The following is a 14,255-nucleotide window of genomic DNA, read 5'->3' on the forward strand; positions in this document are numbered from 1 at the left end:
AGACGATCGACATAAGGAAAACACATGAGTAAGATACTTGAAAAATCATTACGTGATGCTCGAAAAGAAGATAAGTTAACAATGGGCACTAAACAAGTTTTGAACTCCATAAAAAATTCCAAGCTAATTGTATTGTCTCAATCAATTAAAAAAGAAATGTTTGAGAAAATTGAATCCGATGCAAAAAAAGAAAAAATACCTTTAGTAAACTTTCAGGGAACATCAGTCGCATTAGGAAGACTATGTGGCTTACAATTTAGAATTTCAACAATTTCATTTACATCAATAGATGACGCAAGCATCAAATCAATTTTAAAAGATACAGAAGCTGAGGAAAAAAATGATTAGTTGCTCTTGCTTTAATGAAAGTTTAAATGAGACTTTTTTTGTTCGGAGATAAAAAGGAATTCTAATGACACAATCAATTAAACTCACAACTGATCAAATGCGAATGATGTCTCTTTTCCAAAATGTAACAGGTGCAACAGCACGTGATTGTGTAGAAGATGAAAAACAAGACAGAGTAATTTTTGTAGTTAATACTGGTAAAATGGGACTGGCAATTGGCAAAGGCGGAATTCATATCAAATCATTACAAAATATTGTTAAACGAAATGTAGAGTTGGTAGAATTTGATGATGATCCTGCAAAATTCTTGTCTAATTTACTAAATTCAAAACTAATTTCTGAAGTAAAAATAAATAAACGAAATGATGGGTCAAAACAGGCAATAGTAATGGTAGACCCAAGAAAGAAAGGAATTGTAGTTGGAAGAGAAGGTAGAAATGCAGAGAAAGCAAGACTACTTGCAAAACGATATTTTGATATTAGCAGTGTATTGATTAACAGTCCTGAACGGGCTACTATGGAGATGTAAGAATTGAGAAAATCACCACTTGGATTATTTGCTGGCAGAGTTTTAACAACTAAAAAGAAAAAACAGAGATGGGCAATCTCTACTTTCAAGAGAAGAAAATTAGGCATTGACAAAAAGGCTGACCCACTTGGTGGAGCTCCGCAAGCACGTGGAATTGTGTTAGAGAAAGTCGGCATTGCAGCAAAACAGCCAAACTCTGCTATCAGAAAATGTGTTAGAGTTCAACTAATTAAAAACGGAAAAACTGTAACTGCATTTTTGCCAAGAGACGGTGCAATGAATTTCATTGATGAACACGATGAAGTGCACATTCAAGGCATGGGTGCTACTCAAGGTGGTGCAATGGGAGATATTCCTGGAGTTAGATTCAAAGTTTTCAAAGTTAACGGTACTGCATTACACGAACTAGTAATCGGAAAGAAGGAGAAACCAAGGAGATAGATAAAATGGCACAAACAAAAAATTTACTATTATTTAGAAAATGGGATTTATCTGATATCGAAGTAAAAGATCCTGGCCTAAAGACTGCCATATCTTTGAGAAAACAAATCTTGCCTTACACTTATGGCCGTTCAGCATTAAAGAGATTCAACAAAGCAGATGTTAACATTGTTGAAAGACTAATCAACAAAACAATGCACTTTGGAAAAAAATATGCAAAGAACACTGGTCGAATGACTGGCAAGAAAACCAAGCTTCTCAATACCGTAAAGACTGCTTTTGATATTATTTCACTAAAAACCGGACAAAACCCTGTTGAAGTTTTGGTAAGGGCAATTGAATTTTCTGCACCAAACGAGGACACAACTCGAATCGTTTATGGTGGAACAGTTTACCATGTATCTGTAGATGTTGCTCCAATCAGAAGAGTAGACTTGGCACTAAAGTTCATTGCAGATGCTATTAAAGAGGCCACATTCTCAAATCCAAAACCAATTGAGGAACATATGGCAGAACAGCTAATGCTTGCAGCAGCAAATGATCCTGCAGCACCTTCTGTAAAGAAGAAAAACGAGCTTGAAAGAATAGCACAAGCATCTAGATAGTCATTTTACAAATTTTATCAGTAGCCCGAGGCAGATTCGAACTGCCGTCTCCGCCTATCCACTCTTGAGATCCAGAGGGCAGAATCCTTGACCGCTAGACTATCGGGCTACTTGAAGAAATTTTGATGTTTTAGAATATATTCATTTGTTGTAATCACTTTAGTCTAACTTCGCGAATTGCAGTTGCATAATCGCATGTTGCCCTCAATCTCATGTACGGTATTAATCTGAAATGAATGGAATAGATTGTTCCTTCTTTTCTGATAATTCCTTTTTGCAACAATGATGCAAGTCCTCTTGATGGAACATTGATTGTAATGTTTTTTTCTTTGCATATTTTGTCACGTTTGTCTTGAAACTGTTTTAGTGAAAAAGCAACATCGTTGATTTCTAAAATTAATGGCCAGACAATTTCTGCCCAAACAAATCTTCTGTTCTGAGTTGCAGAGGCATACTTTCCTTTTTCACTCAACATTAATAACATCTGCAAATGATGTTATAACTTGATTGTCCCAAAAAGAGATTGAAGAGTCACTTGATCTGTTGGAAAAGGATTGGGATGTTGATCCTATCCTTCGAAAATTTATGTTGGGAAAAATTACTGATGTTTCTGATTATCCAATCAAAGTCAAAGACGTTGTGTTTCATGTTCCTTATCTAAACTCTGAAAAAAAATACATTTTATGGAAATGCTACTGGCCTGACTGCCACAACTGCTGTGATAGACAGGGAAGACTACCATTAACCTCTGATGATCTAATTACCATTGGAAAAGGTTTGAAATACAAAAAGCCATCAGAATTTATCAAAAACGAAACTCTTACTGTCACGTATCAGGAGCCAGGACCCTCTGGGCAAATGACTACAATGACTACAATCAATCTTAAAAGAAAAACTGACGAAACTGAAGCTGATGATGGAACCCACATCTCATGTCGATTCTTAGATGAAAAGGGGGGCTGTAGCATGCATCCAGACAGGCCTGGCGTGTGCTATCTCTATCCTTTCTCAAGCTGGCTGGAAAATGAAAAGGGCAAGGCCCGTGTCCATGCCACATACCAGTTTACCGGTGACTGTCCTGGATTTTATCTGGCTGACTCTCTTGATCCAATGAAAGACGAGTTCAAAGATTACTCAAAGACCATCTATGATTACAACATGGCATCAAATAGAACAAACAGAGAAGGGTTTGGTTCTGTAAGTTTCAGCTAGGCTTTTGCAACTTTTAGCAAATCTGCAATCTTGATATCCATTCCAAACCTGTCTTCGTTCTTTTTCATGTAACGAAATATTGCAATAAAGTCTGGCAGTGCCTTGAAGAAACTGAAATCCTTGTGAATCTTTGCTCTGACAAAATTGAAAACCTTTGCATACACTTTGTAGTGTTTCTCAACTGCTTTTTCATATGCTTTAAAATCATGCATGTTCTCTAGGAAAATTTCAACACATTGCATTGATGGGATGATTCCTTCTCCTAGCAATGCATAGACTGTACCAATTGATTCTCCTACACCTACCACTTTGCCTGAATAGTATGGCTTGCATCTGTCCGGCGTTGCCAATCTGATTGGACGGCCCTTGGTTTTGAGAACTTTGCCTCCGTGTTTTTTTAGAAAATCATCTGTTGCCTTGATGTGCTGCTTGTTGTAATCTCCTGCTCCAATGTGTGCCCATTTTTCTCCCAGTGGGAAATACCAAAAGTATCCTGACATTCCGGGAAATGGTTCAATGTAAAAGTCATCATATGGAACCTTGTCCTCGTATTCAACTTTGTATTCATAGGTTGGCAAAAAGAAATCTTCTTTTAATTTTGGAAGGTATACTCTGTGAAATCCAGTACAATCAACTATCATGTCGTACTCTTTTTCTAGCTCTTCGAGCTTTGGTGGCTCGCCGTAAATAATTTTGGAATCTTTTATGAAATCTTTGATTAGTGCTAGCTTGTCATATGTGCATAAGCCTTTCAGGCCAATGTCGAATTTGACATCGTTGTTCATTTTGACATGCATGTTTTTTCCGTCATGAATCAGAAAATCATTAAAATCTCTACCTGTCTTTTTGCAGTATTCAGTTAGTATTGGCTTGATTGTTCCCCAAGCGCAAATCGAATCGTGGTTTTCCTCTCTCATTCTCTCATAACCTGTAACGTCGTGTTCAGAATTTTTTAATCTGGCCATGAGATAGGAACCTGCTACCCCCATTCCCATTACTGCAATCTTCAAGATATTTTCATTGAATTTGGGGTGTAATAAATAGACTATCTGAATTTGTTCAGGTAAATTCTCAATAGTAGGAAAAGATAGTGTCGGTTAAATATCAAATTCACATAAAGAATTCAGAAAAGGTGAGTCTCTCGTCTGAGTACAATCGTTTCAGGCCTTAAGACAAATCGCTGTCATCAGATAACTTGAAGTTACTGATCTTAAGTGGTGAGCTGTCATCAGCGCTTTTAGGTGCTGATCTTAAGCTCAGTCGCCTTTTCATTCAATTAAATTTGGGATTTGTTTTGTTTTTTTATGGATACATTTGAGGCAATAAGGACTCGACGTGCAATCAAAAAGTTTGATAGCACATACAAAATGTCTCCTGAAGACATCAAAAAATTGCAAGAGCTTACAATACTATCCCCTACAAGCTACAACCAACAGAACTGGAGGTTTGTCTACGTTACTGATCAAACAGTCAAAGACAAAATATCAAAAGCAGCTCGTGATCAAGCGCAACCCAAAGACGGCTCGTTGGTGATTGTCTTGTGTGGAAATCTTAATGCATGGAAAGAAGATCCGCTGCGCTACTGGAGAAACAACACTCCAGAAAAACAAGAGCTGGTAAAAAATTCCCTAGCTAGAAAATATGAGAACAGTCCTGAGAACCGCCGCGATGAGGCAATGCGCTCTTGCGGATTTGCAGCTCAGACAATAATGCTTGCAGCAAGACAGATGGGCCTTGACTCTTGTCCTATGGTTGGATTTGAGTATGACGAGCTTGCAGAGGTGATACAGTTGCCTGCCGATCACATGATTGTGATGATGGTAGTAGTTGGCAAAAGGGCTGAAGATGCTGCTCCGCGTGGAGGACAGCTTGCAGTCGATGAAGTGTTCTTTGAGAACCACTTTTGAAAATATGTAATATTGTGTTATGATCTGAGTTTATTATCTAGGTTGTCTTATCTTAATCATGGGCGTAGATGATGCCATCAAAAAGCTTGAGGTCTCAAACCAGGGACTGAAGGTAATTTTGGAGAACCTTGATGAGCAGCTAGCAGACATACGCTCTGACCCAAGGCTAGAGGGACTCGTAGATGACCTGGAGAATCTGTTTTATGCTTACTTGAAGACCTGGATTAAATCAAACACCGAGGTCTTAGATATTTTAAACAAAGAGAAATAGAAATTTCTGTTTTTAATTACAACTGTGCCAAACTATGCCACTTTAAAAAAAATTTTTGATGTGGATATAAAGGATGTGAGTAGCACACCATGGTGAATATCGAGCATCTGTTATTTCCTAGTTCGTCATTGTTATTGTATGAACGATAACATAAAACTCGGAGGACCGGATTGTTCCTTTGAAAAAGAAAAAAGACAATCCAAAGTGTATGAACTTCATTTTGAGAAGAGCATGTCTGCAAGAAAGATTGCACAACATCTTGGGAAAAATAGAAACACAATAAATGAAGACATCAAGCACTTTAATCAACAACTCTCAAAGGAAATCTCTGAAGTTGATTACCTTGCATCCTTTATGAAGCAAGTAAGTCGACTGGAAGATTCACGATACAGGTTGATTGAAGACTTGGAAAAGCAAGAAAAGACCAAAGACAAGCTAGCCATTGAAAAACAAATTTTTGCAATTGATGGCAAGCTGTCTGTTCTGTATGAGAAGGTTCCCCGCCTTCAACATTTTCATGATATTCCTACAATCTCTGAAGAGCAGGTAAAAGAGTTTACACGAGACCTTGTTCTAAATAACACGCAGATAGAGTATGACGTTAGTGAAATGTCTCAAATGATAATGGACTATCACAAATGTGATGTGGAATTTGCCCGTGAATTTGATGCTGCAATGCACAAGCTAGGACTGGGTCGATGCGGAGATGATCTAGATTATGACATGTTCAGATTCGCAAAGGTGAGATTATTCTTGAGTGATTCAGAAATAAAAAGGATTGAAAAAATTATGAAGAAACTTCATGAGAAACGACTGGATGATACAATCAAGGACATTAAGGTAAAATGAAACTATTATGGTTTAGAAAATAATGAATAAGATCCCAAATGTTTCTAAATGCTTAAGTTAATTCTGAACCTAATGGTCAAGTATCTATGAATTTTATTACAAAAAAAGTCCTTGAATTCCAATACAAAAAGCTGGAGGACTCTAAAAAGAGACTGAATCAGCATTTGGAAAAAAGAGAGTCTCTGACTGACTCTAAAGAGATTGAAAAAATAGAAAAATACATTGGAATTTGGAAAAAGAATATTGCAAAAATAGAAAATGAGATCAAAAAGATTGAAGACAAGGAATCTTGATTATTTGTAAGGATTATTCTTTTGCAAGTATTGCATTTACTTCCTTTCTGTGTGTGGCACAATATGGTGGAGATTCTCTGCAATCAGGACAGTTTAGGTACTTTTTGAAATCAAGCATGTTGAAACTTTGGTTTTTTCTTTAAAGATCTTTCGTAGAATTTGTCAGTGTTTGTTTTATTGTTATTTTCTATAATTATGCCATGACAGATGAATCATGGGAAAATATTCAGGGATTGTCTTGGATGTTTATTGAGTTTGATGAATAGAATTACTCTACACGAACATCAATCTGAACACTACGTGAACTTCCATAGTTTGAAGATCCTTCAAAGACTGCATAGAGTTCTACCACTCATGCCAAACAGCTCAAAGCAATTTTCAAACCATTTACTCGCAATCCAAAACTGTTTTGCACCAATTTTTACTAGTGAAAAAAACGTTATCCTATCTTCAAATCAAACCGTACCAAACGAGTATGGAATTGTTGTGTGTTTTTCTGAAATTGCATTCAAGTTTTAAACTGCGCCCACAATGGCCTGTGATCAGAAAGATAGTACCTGATGTATTTTCTAAACTTCTCTTCGTCAGGCTTTACCTTGTCCCACAAGTCAGGATATACGGCACCATCAAAATCAAATACGCCAGACTCGCCGGTGTATCTCTTTTTTGTGTTTCCTGGAAAGAAGAATATCTGGTCATACTCCTTGTCATCTACAATGTTTGATGCAACCCTTGTAGAGTGAGGAGGTCTATGCATTCCCCTTTTTGTCAGGGCTCGATATATTGGGTCCGAATGCTCTGCCTTTGGCAGGTTAAAGTCGCCAAGAACCATAAAGTTTTCAGAATAACTATGAGAGTCATCGCGTCGCAAGTCTGCCCATCTTGCAGCAGCATATGCCTCCAGCGCCCTTCGCTCTCTGTCTTTTTTGTTGTCATCTCCAAAGTACAGATGCACGTTTGCTATTACAAACTCAAAGTCTCCTGCCACAAATGACACAAAGAAAGGATTCCTGTCAAATCCCTTGAATTTCCTGTCAATTCCCGGAAGCTTGATGTGCCTGTTCTCTGATGGCGGCACTGCAACTTCTCCTACCATCTCAAGTTCTGATATTTTGCGGGAATCATATACAAATGCAGAGCGCTCGTCGTTTCCTGCCCTGTCATTGAAAACTATTCGGTATGACTTTGGCAGCATATCAAGTACTGCCCTTAGATGATGCAGGTTGTCATGAATCTCCTGTAGGCCTACAATGTCAAACCAACTAAGCATCTCTGCAATGAGTTCAAGTTCACTGTCTCTTCTTTTTTGCAGGCCAAAGTTTGCAATGTTCCAAGTTGCAATGATGATGTGGTCCTTGGATTTGTTTGGTATCTCTCTTTTCTTTTTGTGTGTCCTTAGGTTTTGAATCTCTGAATCTGCGTTATAGTTGTGTGGAGGATTTGGCTTTTCAAAAGAGAACATATACTGATATGTATTTGATAATTATTAAATTGATAGGAGCATCATTAATTATAATAGTATCCTAGTATCTTCATAATTATGGAATGGCCACAGACAGTAGAGAACCATTACCTGTTTTTCACTTCTTTAATTGCAATTGTTACTGGCATTGCAAATCTTAGTGTGATTTACTGCATGTCCCTTGAGAAGGGAATAACCGAGGGATTGGGACTTGCCGCAATAGGAATCATTACCTTTTGGGGAACACTTGTGGCATCATCCGTTTTTGAGGAACACAGACATGACCATGGTATTGCACATGCCCCTGATAAGATAATTGTCGGAAAGAATGTAGACGATAGCATCAAAGAAAAACTACGTAGTATCAGAGATCAAGAAGGAAGACAAGACTTTGAAAAAAACATAGGGACACACTTTTCAACATTTACAAAAACAAATGATTCTGATAAACTAAAAAAAGATATTCTCAAAGAATTTTCTCTGACAAAAAATCCTTTTGTCTTTGTAGACAAGAAAAATCCAAAAAAAGACGAGTCAGGAAACTTTGTTGAAAACGTCATCGTCGGTACTGGAATCATGAGAAAGTCGCTTGCTGCCTCACTTGTAATAACATACATTGTATTAATCGGCCTGTCTCTTAGCGCAGGGACTTTGGATGACTCTATCAAAGAGCCAGAGAACTCATCAGCCTCCAAACAAAGCATTCTTGGTGCAGCATCGTACTATGTCATGTCTGGTCAGATATTGAAGTCGGCCTTTGGAGCAAACCTCTCCACAGAACTATCTGAAACAATTGAGATGTCTGAAAGCTCTGACACCCATCAAAAAAGCACAGTAACTAAACTAGAAAAACAGAATTCTGAAGGCACAAAATCCCCCGAACAGATACTTTTGGAAAAAGATCCAAAAACACTCATCGAGCATTTTACCATAGTCGTAACTGCAGTCGTAGGGTTCTATTTTGGCTCAAACACCCTAAATGCATTGCTCAAGGCAAGAAAAGAAGATCACTCCAATGACGACCTGTCAGACATCAACAAAAAATTAGAAAAGCAAGAAAAGGTGACTACTGAAATGAAAGGCAAACTTGACTCTCATCCAACACTATCTAAAACAATTTCCAAAGACGCAATCGAGACAATTAACAATCTGAAAATATCAGACAAAGACAAACTTGATTTGATACAAAAATTATTCAAATGACTGACTATTGGTTTTCCTATACTCAGGAAGAGTATGTTGAAAAGCTCCAGTGGCTAAGACGCATTCTAAAAGTCAAAGACAAGGAAAAGCAGTTCTCCTACAGACACTGTACTGTCCAGACTGTAAGAACTTTAGACAACAAGACCCGAGTCATACTGCGAAGAACAAACTCCAAGTATTCATCATACATGGAATTCACATACACAGTAAACCTGATGATGGGTTTTGTAGTAGACAAGACATATGAGCCAACAACAGAAAAGATAACGGTCAAAGAAAAGACATATGATGCATGGGTAATCAACTTTGATGTTGTAGAGTTCAAGGACTCTGAGTTTCTCCGACCAATAACAGGAGTCAAGATTTGGATGCGCAAAGGTACCGGAGACATAAAGTCTTCTGAGATTTACAAGCTGTACCTTGACATACAAAAACCAAGACCTATAACAAAGTTCTTCGAGTCAGATGTGCCAAAAAACTCTGATGTCTTGCCAGTAATTTATCAGCCAAGAATTGATGCATGGAAGAATTTTTTGCGCGAGGTTCATGTACATCCGTTGTCTGATAAGGACTTTGAAGTAACACTGGTATTCAATGACGAGATACTGAGAGCTCATGGACCACTTGATGCAATTTACAGGGGACTGCGAGTCCTGATTCACAAGCGAATCCAAGATGTGGAGACATTTTGTATGCATTTTGATGAGCCTCACTTCAAATTTCCTGGAATTTACAGTGATGGAAAGACAATATTTGAAGATGACATTCATGGACACAAGACAGAAGATCATCCAGACGGAGTCCCGCATGTCCCAATAAAGTATTATTTCCAGTCAGAGAATCATCCAGTTGTTTTTGTAAACACATCAAACCACGCAATGGCACAAGGAGACAACAACCATGACTTTTGGAAATGGGAGTATATCCCATGGACTCAAAACATTCCAATCATCAAGAAGGGCCTGTCCCGTGAACAAGTAGATGATTCCTTTAGGATAATCAAATCAAAGTTTTGGAGAAGAGTCTTTGGAATTAAAGACAACACTCCATGTGACGATCAGTTATGAACATATGAAAACTTTATTTAATTTGCAACAAAGAAAAAATTATGCCAGAATGGTGGGAGTATATCCCTGTTGTTTCAACTTTGGGGCATGCATTCCAAGAACCGCCAGGAACTGATTGGGCAGATTACAACTCTGCTGCAGTAACACAGCAAGAATGCCAAGATCCTGCTAATGCAAAGATTCTTTGTGAGAAAAGAATCGATTCGATGATGTTGCAATATATTGCAAGTTATGTTGGCGTATCACTTCCAGCTGATTTCATAAAAACAGTAGGCGGATTGGTTATGGCTGAAATCATAAAGGCAATCTTGATCAGTTTGGGCAAAAAGAAGGCAGCTGCTGCTGCATTGACTGGACCCTTTGCGGCATTTGTGGCAATTGACGGGTTCTTGGACTTGGGAGCAATTTCTACCAAGATTTGGAGGATATATGATGCGGCAAACGATGCAAAATCTGTTTTGTGCAGATGTGGTTAAGTTTGTCAAAATGTCATGGTTTTTGAAAATTTAAAGTTTGGAAAACTTTTAGCAATTCATGGACTGTCCTGACTGCAACACTCCCATGGAAAAAGAGCACATCAATACTGCAGATAAGGGAAATCTGACATATTTTACAAACTGGTACTGCAAGAAATGTGGCAAGAGTGAGTATCGTCAATATGACGTGAAATTCTGAGAGTTGAACTGGTGGTGTAAATCTCTATGAGAGAATTAATTTTGAATTGAATATTATTGAAAATCGTTAAACATCTAACAAAATTCTGTTAAACTTTACTTTACGGTTGAAATGTCTAGTTTATTTTTCATACTTGAATTATCATGTCATTGTAAAATTCTTCAAATAATAGGCATGATAATCTATTGTATGAAAGATACAATAATTTTGAAGAATATGCTTGTTCAGGCACAGTGTGTATCTTTAGTTTACATTTCGGTTGAAATGTAACGTTTGATTTCTTAGTATTTTAACGAATTTCGTTTTGAGTTAATTTCCAATTATTACTTTTTTTAATTTCAATATAGTGATGGATCTAGAGAGTTAAACCAATCATACAATTCCCCTTAAGAGAATTGCAAGTTACAGTATCGAACTACAGTACTCTCAGAGTTTTTAGAGGTACATCATCACACCAATAGTCCGATACTGCAAATGAGTTCAAATATTGAAAATTTTTGTTTCTTTTGGCATTAATCTACATTATCATTCAATCAAAATAGCAGGTTTGAAAGGCCTTGCATGTCTAGCTTTTCCTTTTGGATCATAAATGTCGCTATCTGATTCTGAATACACTGAAATCTCTACACCAAACTCTTTTGCTCCAATGCTGGATAATTCTGATTTGAGAAATTCTTTCTCATCAAACGAATCAGATTCTAGCTTCATGTTTTTGATTTCTTCTGACTCTGAATGCAAATCCTTGATCACTTTTTGGATATAGTCTGGCATTTTTTTAGCATTACTAGTTTCAGGATCTGCAATGAGTTCTTTCATTACGACTCCCATGTTGTTTTGTCCTCCAACCATAATTCCTAGTATCTTGCGATAAACTTTGGATTTGAATTCATCTGAATTTACATAGATTACAATTTTCTTTGGAGTGATCTTTGTGACCTTGAGAATGTTTGCAATGTCATCTATTGTTCCCTTTAGCAACTCTTCGGATTGAATTGAAGTGGCATCAACATCACTTTTGGAATATTTTGGCCACTGGGATTTTGAGACAAGCTCTGTATTCCCAAGCTTCTCCCACATCTCTTCAGCTATGTGTGGTGCAAACGGAGACAGCATTGCAACTCGCGCAGAGTTTATCTTGTACAGTATTCCTGAAACGTCTTTTCTTTCTTTGGCTTCCACTCGCTTGTTGTACCAGCTCAAATCAGACTCAAACCCAAACAAAATCTCGTGCAGTCCTTCCCTTAGTCTCATCTTCTCAAGGGACTCTGTAACTGTGCCAACCATGCTCTGTAGTTTAGATAAAATCCATCTGTCTTCAGCTTGCAATTCTGATACAGGCTCGTTTTTGAGCCTGGAGCACTCTTCAAGAAGTGATGCAAGCTTGCCCTGAATTCCTGAAACTGATTCCATGTTAAAATCAGCATCCTGCAGCAATTCAGCTGATGATATTATTGCCAGTCTTATTGGATCAGCACCATGGTCCTTGATTGCAGTTCGTAATGGAATGATGTTTCCCATACTCTTTGACATTTTAGCACCATCCATCATTACACTTCCATTAACTACAATCTCTTGCGGCCATAGTTTTCTCTCAAAGATTGCAACATGGTTTAACACAAAAAACGACAAGTGGTTCTGCACCAAATCTCTTCCAGAATGCCTTGAATCAACTGGATAGAAATATTGGAATTCTTTTTTCATTGTCTCTATTGTATCTTCAGATAACTTTGATGTGCTAGCAGCTAGTTTTACATCTCCTTTGTCTAGTAATATGTAATCGAAAAACTCTCTAGTCAAATTCTCAGGTGCTACAGTTCCGTCATTTACAAATCGTGAGATTGTATAGTATGCCATGTAGATTACACTGTCAGACAATGACTCTACAATCCAGTCTTTGTCCCATGGAAGCTTGGTTCCCAATCCTTGCTGTCTTGCACATGCTCTCTCATGCAACCACTCTATGACTTCTTTGAACTCTGTTCTGATGTTGCTTGGCAGAATGTTCATCTCATCAAAGCAATTGCGAGCTAGTTCCTTCCATTCCTCATCTCCGTAATTCAAAAACCACTGATTGTTCAATACTTTGACTACACATTCTGCTCCACACCTGCAACGTACTGGCGCATTCTCTAGTACTGGGAATTTCTCTAGATGATTATTTTCTTGCAGCCATGCTCTGATTTTGTCTCGTCCAAACTGAACCTTTTCGTTGTCAAACTGACCGCATCTTTCGTTTAGCTTGCCGTCTGTGAATTCTTTGAGATACAACTCCTTTGTTGCCTCTTCTAGCTTTTCATCTGATTGGTCTGATACTCCCAATTTCTCACAAATCTCTTTTGCAGGAAATTCCCCGTATCCTTCAGTAGATATGATTGGGATAGGCTCGATTTTTGAGGCTAATTCGTGGTTTTTGGCCTTGAGATCCATCAATGCCTGATAGTCTTTTGGTGCATGTGCAGGCACTGACATTACAAGACCTGTTCCCATGCCAGGTTCCACAAACTCTGCAGGCAATACTGGGATTTCCCGTCCGTCATGATTGATTGCATACTGTCCTATGATTTCACTCCCTGCAATCTCTCCATCAACTGTAACTTGCTTTTCAAAGAATTCTATCTTGTGTGCACATTCTTCTGAGACTATCCACTTTTCATCATCCACTGATACTTTTTTGTAAACTGTATTTGGATTGACCCACAGATTTGTAACACCAAAGATTGTTTCAGGTCGTAGTGTTGTAACTGGAAAAACAAATTCACCAAGCTTGAACTTTACCAAAAAGTTTTTCTCATCTATCTTTGGTTCCACATCTCCCATTGTGTCATGCTGTGATACGGGATTTTGATCCTTGGGACACCATCCAACTGGATGAGAACCTTGAATGATTCTGCCGTTCTCTTTTAGTGTGGTAATCTGCCACTCGATAAATTTTTGATAGCCTGGAACTATGGTTGTAAACTCTCGTCTCCAGTCAATGGAATAACCCATCTCTATCATTCCAGCTTTGATCTCTTCATGGAAATAGTCTGCAATCTTTATTGGTTCAACAAATGTTTTGATTGCTTCTTCTGGAACATGGTAGATATTTCGCAACCCGTCAAGAATTTCTTTTTCTCCTTTCTCAATTCTCTTTGCCATTCCAAGTACTGGCGTTCCAGTATAATGGAATCCCATTGGGAACAATACATTGTATCCGTTCATTCGATAAAATCTTGCATGAACATCAGCTAGTGTGTATGTTCTTCCATGTCCGATGTGTTGTGGAGAATTCGGATATGGATATGCAACTGTAATGAATTTTTTTGGTTTCTCATTTGGATTTGTCTCAAAGTCTTTTGACTCTGTCCACTTGTTTCGCCATTTAGTTTCTATTTTGTTCCAGTTTATCATGGT

16 protein-coding genes and 1 tRNA gene are annotated in these 14,255 nt (G+C 37.9%); 12 read left to right on the forward strand and 5 right to left on the reverse strand.

Annotated elements, in window-relative coordinates; all coding sequences use genetic code 11:
• Positions 1–24: 24 nt before the first annotated feature.
• The 4 genes from K5781_RS03565 (at position 25) to K5781_RS03580 (ending at position 1,923) form a co-directional block, all read left to right on the forward strand.
• Positions 25–348, forward strand: coding sequence for a ribosomal L7Ae/L30e/S12e/Gadd45 family protein (locus tag K5781_RS03565; protein ID WP_297440781.1), 324 nt, complete (start codon positions 25–27; stop codon positions 346–348).
• Positions 349–412: 64 nt separating this feature from the next.
• Complete coding sequence (locus tag K5781_RS03570) at positions 413–877, forward strand: NusA-like transcription termination signal-binding factor (protein ID WP_297440783.1); 465 nt, start codon at positions 413–415, stop codon at positions 875–877.
• A gap of 3 nt (positions 878–880) precedes the next feature.
• Complete coding sequence (locus K5781_RS03575; protein WP_297440785.1) at positions 881–1,318, forward strand: 30S ribosomal protein S12; 438 nt, start codon at positions 881–883, stop codon at positions 1,316–1,318.
• Positions 1,319–1,323: 5 nt separating this feature from the next.
• On the forward strand, positions 1,324–1,923 hold the full coding sequence (locus K5781_RS03580; protein ID WP_297440786.1) for a 30S ribosomal protein S7: 600 nt from the start codon (positions 1,324–1,326) through the stop codon (positions 1,921–1,923).
• Between the two features lie 21 nt (positions 1,924–1,944).
• Here the strand turns inward: K5781_RS03580 and K5781_RS03585 are convergent.
• Together K5781_RS03585 and K5781_RS03590 are read right to left on the reverse strand one after the other, a co-directional pair.
• Positions 1,945–2,032, reverse strand: a tRNA-Gln gene (locus K5781_RS03585).
• 45 nt (positions 2,033–2,077) lie between these two features.
• Positions 2,078–2,398: a hypothetical protein gene (locus tag K5781_RS03590; protein WP_297440788.1), complete on the reverse strand. Its 321-nt coding sequence runs from the start codon at positions 2,396–2,398 to the stop codon at positions 2,078–2,080.
• A 32-nt stretch (positions 2,399–2,430) separates the two neighbouring features.
• Here K5781_RS03590 and K5781_RS03595 point away from each other — a divergent pair, with 32 nt between their 5' ends.
• Positions 2,431–3,135 carry a YkgJ family cysteine cluster protein gene (locus K5781_RS03595; protein ID WP_297440790.1) on the forward strand — a complete coding sequence of 235 codons (705 nt, stop codon included), beginning with the start codon at positions 2,431–2,433 and terminating at the stop codon, positions 3,133–3,135.
• On the opposite strand, the gene K5781_RS03600 is transcribed toward K5781_RS03595, so the two are convergent.
• Positions 3,132–4,145, reverse strand: a complete 1,014-nt coding sequence (locus K5781_RS03600) for an NAD(P)/FAD-dependent oxidoreductase (RefSeq protein WP_297440792.1) — start codon at positions 4,143–4,145, stop codon at positions 3,132–3,134. The two genes, K5781_RS03595 and K5781_RS03600, sit on opposite strands and share 4 nt — an antisense overlap.
• A gap of 294 nt (positions 4,146–4,439) precedes the next feature.
• On the opposite strand from K5781_RS03600, the gene K5781_RS03605 reads away from it, so the two are divergent.
• The 4 genes from K5781_RS03605 to K5781_RS03620 all read left to right on the forward strand — a co-directional run bounded on the left by K5781_RS03605 (position 4,440) and on the right by K5781_RS03620 (position 6,455).
• Positions 4,440–5,042, forward strand: a complete 603-nt coding sequence (locus tag K5781_RS03605; protein WP_297440794.1) for a nitroreductase family protein — start codon at positions 4,440–4,442, stop codon at positions 5,040–5,042.
• A 58-nt stretch (positions 5,043–5,100) separates the two neighbouring features.
• The gene (locus K5781_RS03610; RefSeq protein ID WP_297440796.1) at positions 5,101–5,313 is read left to right on the forward strand and encodes a hypothetical protein; all 213 of its coding nucleotides are present in this window, start codon (positions 5,101–5,103) and stop codon (positions 5,311–5,313) included.
• Positions 5,314–5,451: 138 nt separating this feature from the next.
• Positions 5,452–6,162, forward strand: coding sequence for a hypothetical protein (locus K5781_RS03615; protein ID WP_297440798.1), 711 nt, complete (start codon positions 5,452–5,454; stop codon positions 6,160–6,162).
• An 86-nt stretch (positions 6,163–6,248) separates the two neighbouring features.
• Complete coding sequence (locus K5781_RS03620) at positions 6,249–6,455, forward strand: hypothetical protein (protein ID WP_297440800.1); 207 nt, start codon at positions 6,249–6,251, stop codon at positions 6,453–6,455.
• Positions 6,456–6,963: 508 nt separating this feature from the next.
• Here K5781_RS03620 and K5781_RS03625 read toward each other — a convergent pair.
• Entirely contained in the window at positions 6,964–7,917 is a 954-nt protein-coding gene (locus K5781_RS03625; protein WP_297440802.1) for an endonuclease/exonuclease/phosphatase family protein, read from the reverse strand.
• A gap of 78 nt (positions 7,918–7,995) precedes the next feature.
• Here K5781_RS03625 and K5781_RS03630 point away from each other — a divergent pair, with 78 nt between their 5' ends.
• The 3 genes from K5781_RS03630 to K5781_RS03640 are packed head-to-tail and all read left to right on the forward strand — an operon-like array spanning position 7,996 to position 10,663.
• Positions 7,996–9,120, forward strand: coding sequence for a hypothetical protein (locus tag K5781_RS03630; RefSeq protein ID WP_297440804.1), 1,125 nt, complete (start codon positions 7,996–7,998; stop codon positions 9,118–9,120).
• Positions 9,117–10,187 carry a hypothetical protein gene (locus tag K5781_RS03635; protein WP_297440806.1) on the forward strand — a complete coding sequence of 357 codons (1,071 nt, stop codon included), beginning with the start codon at positions 9,117–9,119 and terminating at the stop codon, positions 10,185–10,187. The genes K5781_RS03630 and K5781_RS03635 overlap by 4 nt, the downstream gene beginning before the upstream one ends.
• Before the next feature lie 41 nt (positions 10,188–10,228).
• Positions 10,229–10,663 carry a hypothetical protein gene (locus K5781_RS03640; RefSeq protein WP_297440809.1) on the forward strand — a complete coding sequence of 145 codons (435 nt, stop codon included), beginning with the start codon at positions 10,229–10,231 and terminating at the stop codon, positions 10,661–10,663.
• Between the two features lie 724 nt (positions 10,664–11,387).
• On the opposite strand, the gene leuS is transcribed toward K5781_RS03640, so the two are convergent.
• The gene (gene leuS / locus K5781_RS03645; RefSeq protein WP_297440811.1) at positions 11,388–14,252 is read right to left on the reverse strand and encodes a leucine--tRNA ligase; all 2,865 of its coding nucleotides are present in this window, start codon (positions 14,250–14,252) and stop codon (positions 11,388–11,390) included.
• Positions 14,253–14,255 lie beyond the last annotated feature (3 nt).

It is taken from the genome of Nitrosopumilus sp. (assembly GCF_025699255.1).
Classification (GTDB): Archaea; Thermoproteota; Nitrososphaeria; order Nitrososphaerales; family Nitrosopumilaceae; genus Nitrosopumilus.

What these genes read in the sequence shown, in the direction of transcription:
- K5781_RS03565 (WP_297440781.1), top strand. Translation starts at nt 25, where the DNA reads ATGAGTAAGATACTTGAAAAATCATTACGTGATGCTCGAAAAGAAGAT.
- K5781_RS03570 (WP_297440783.1), top strand. Translation starts at nt 413, where the DNA reads ATGACACAATCAATTAAACTCACAACTGATCAAATGCGAATGATGTCT.
- K5781_RS03580 (WP_297440786.1), top strand. Translation starts at nt 1,324, where the DNA reads ATGGCACAAACAAAAAATTTACTATTATTTAGAAAATGGGATTTATCT.
- K5781_RS03590 (WP_297440788.1), bottom strand. Translation starts at nt 2,398, where the DNA reads ATGTTGAGTGAAAAAGGAAAGTATGCCTCTGCAACTCAGAACAGAAGA.
- K5781_RS03605 (WP_297440794.1), top strand. Translation starts at nt 4,440, where the DNA reads ATGGATACATTTGAGGCAATAAGGACTCGACGTGCAATCAAAAAGTTT.
- K5781_RS03610 (WP_297440796.1), top strand. Translation starts at nt 5,101, where the DNA reads ATGGGCGTAGATGATGCCATCAAAAAGCTTGAGGTCTCAAACCAGGGA.
- K5781_RS03615 (WP_297440798.1), top strand. Translation starts at nt 5,452, where the DNA reads ATGAACGATAACATAAAACTCGGAGGACCGGATTGTTCCTTTGAAAAA.
- K5781_RS03620 (WP_297440800.1), top strand. Translation starts at nt 6,249, where the DNA reads ATGAATTTTATTACAAAAAAAGTCCTTGAATTCCAATACAAAAAGCTG.
- K5781_RS03625 (WP_297440802.1), bottom strand. Translation starts at nt 7,917, where the DNA reads ATGTTCTCTTTTGAAAAGCCAAATCCTCCACACAACTATAACGCAGAT.
- K5781_RS03630 (WP_297440804.1), top strand. Translation starts at nt 7,996, where the DNA reads ATGGAATGGCCACAGACAGTAGAGAACCATTACCTGTTTTTCACTTCT.
- K5781_RS03635 (WP_297440806.1), top strand. Translation starts at nt 9,117, where the DNA reads ATGACTGACTATTGGTTTTCCTATACTCAGGAAGAGTATGTTGAAAAG.
- K5781_RS03640 (WP_297440809.1), top strand. Translation starts at nt 10,229, where the DNA reads ATGCCAGAATGGTGGGAGTATATCCCTGTTGTTTCAACTTTGGGGCAT.
- leuS (WP_297440811.1), bottom strand. Translation starts at nt 14,252, where the DNA reads ATGATAAACTGGAACAAAATAGAAACTAAATGGCGAAACAAGTGGACA.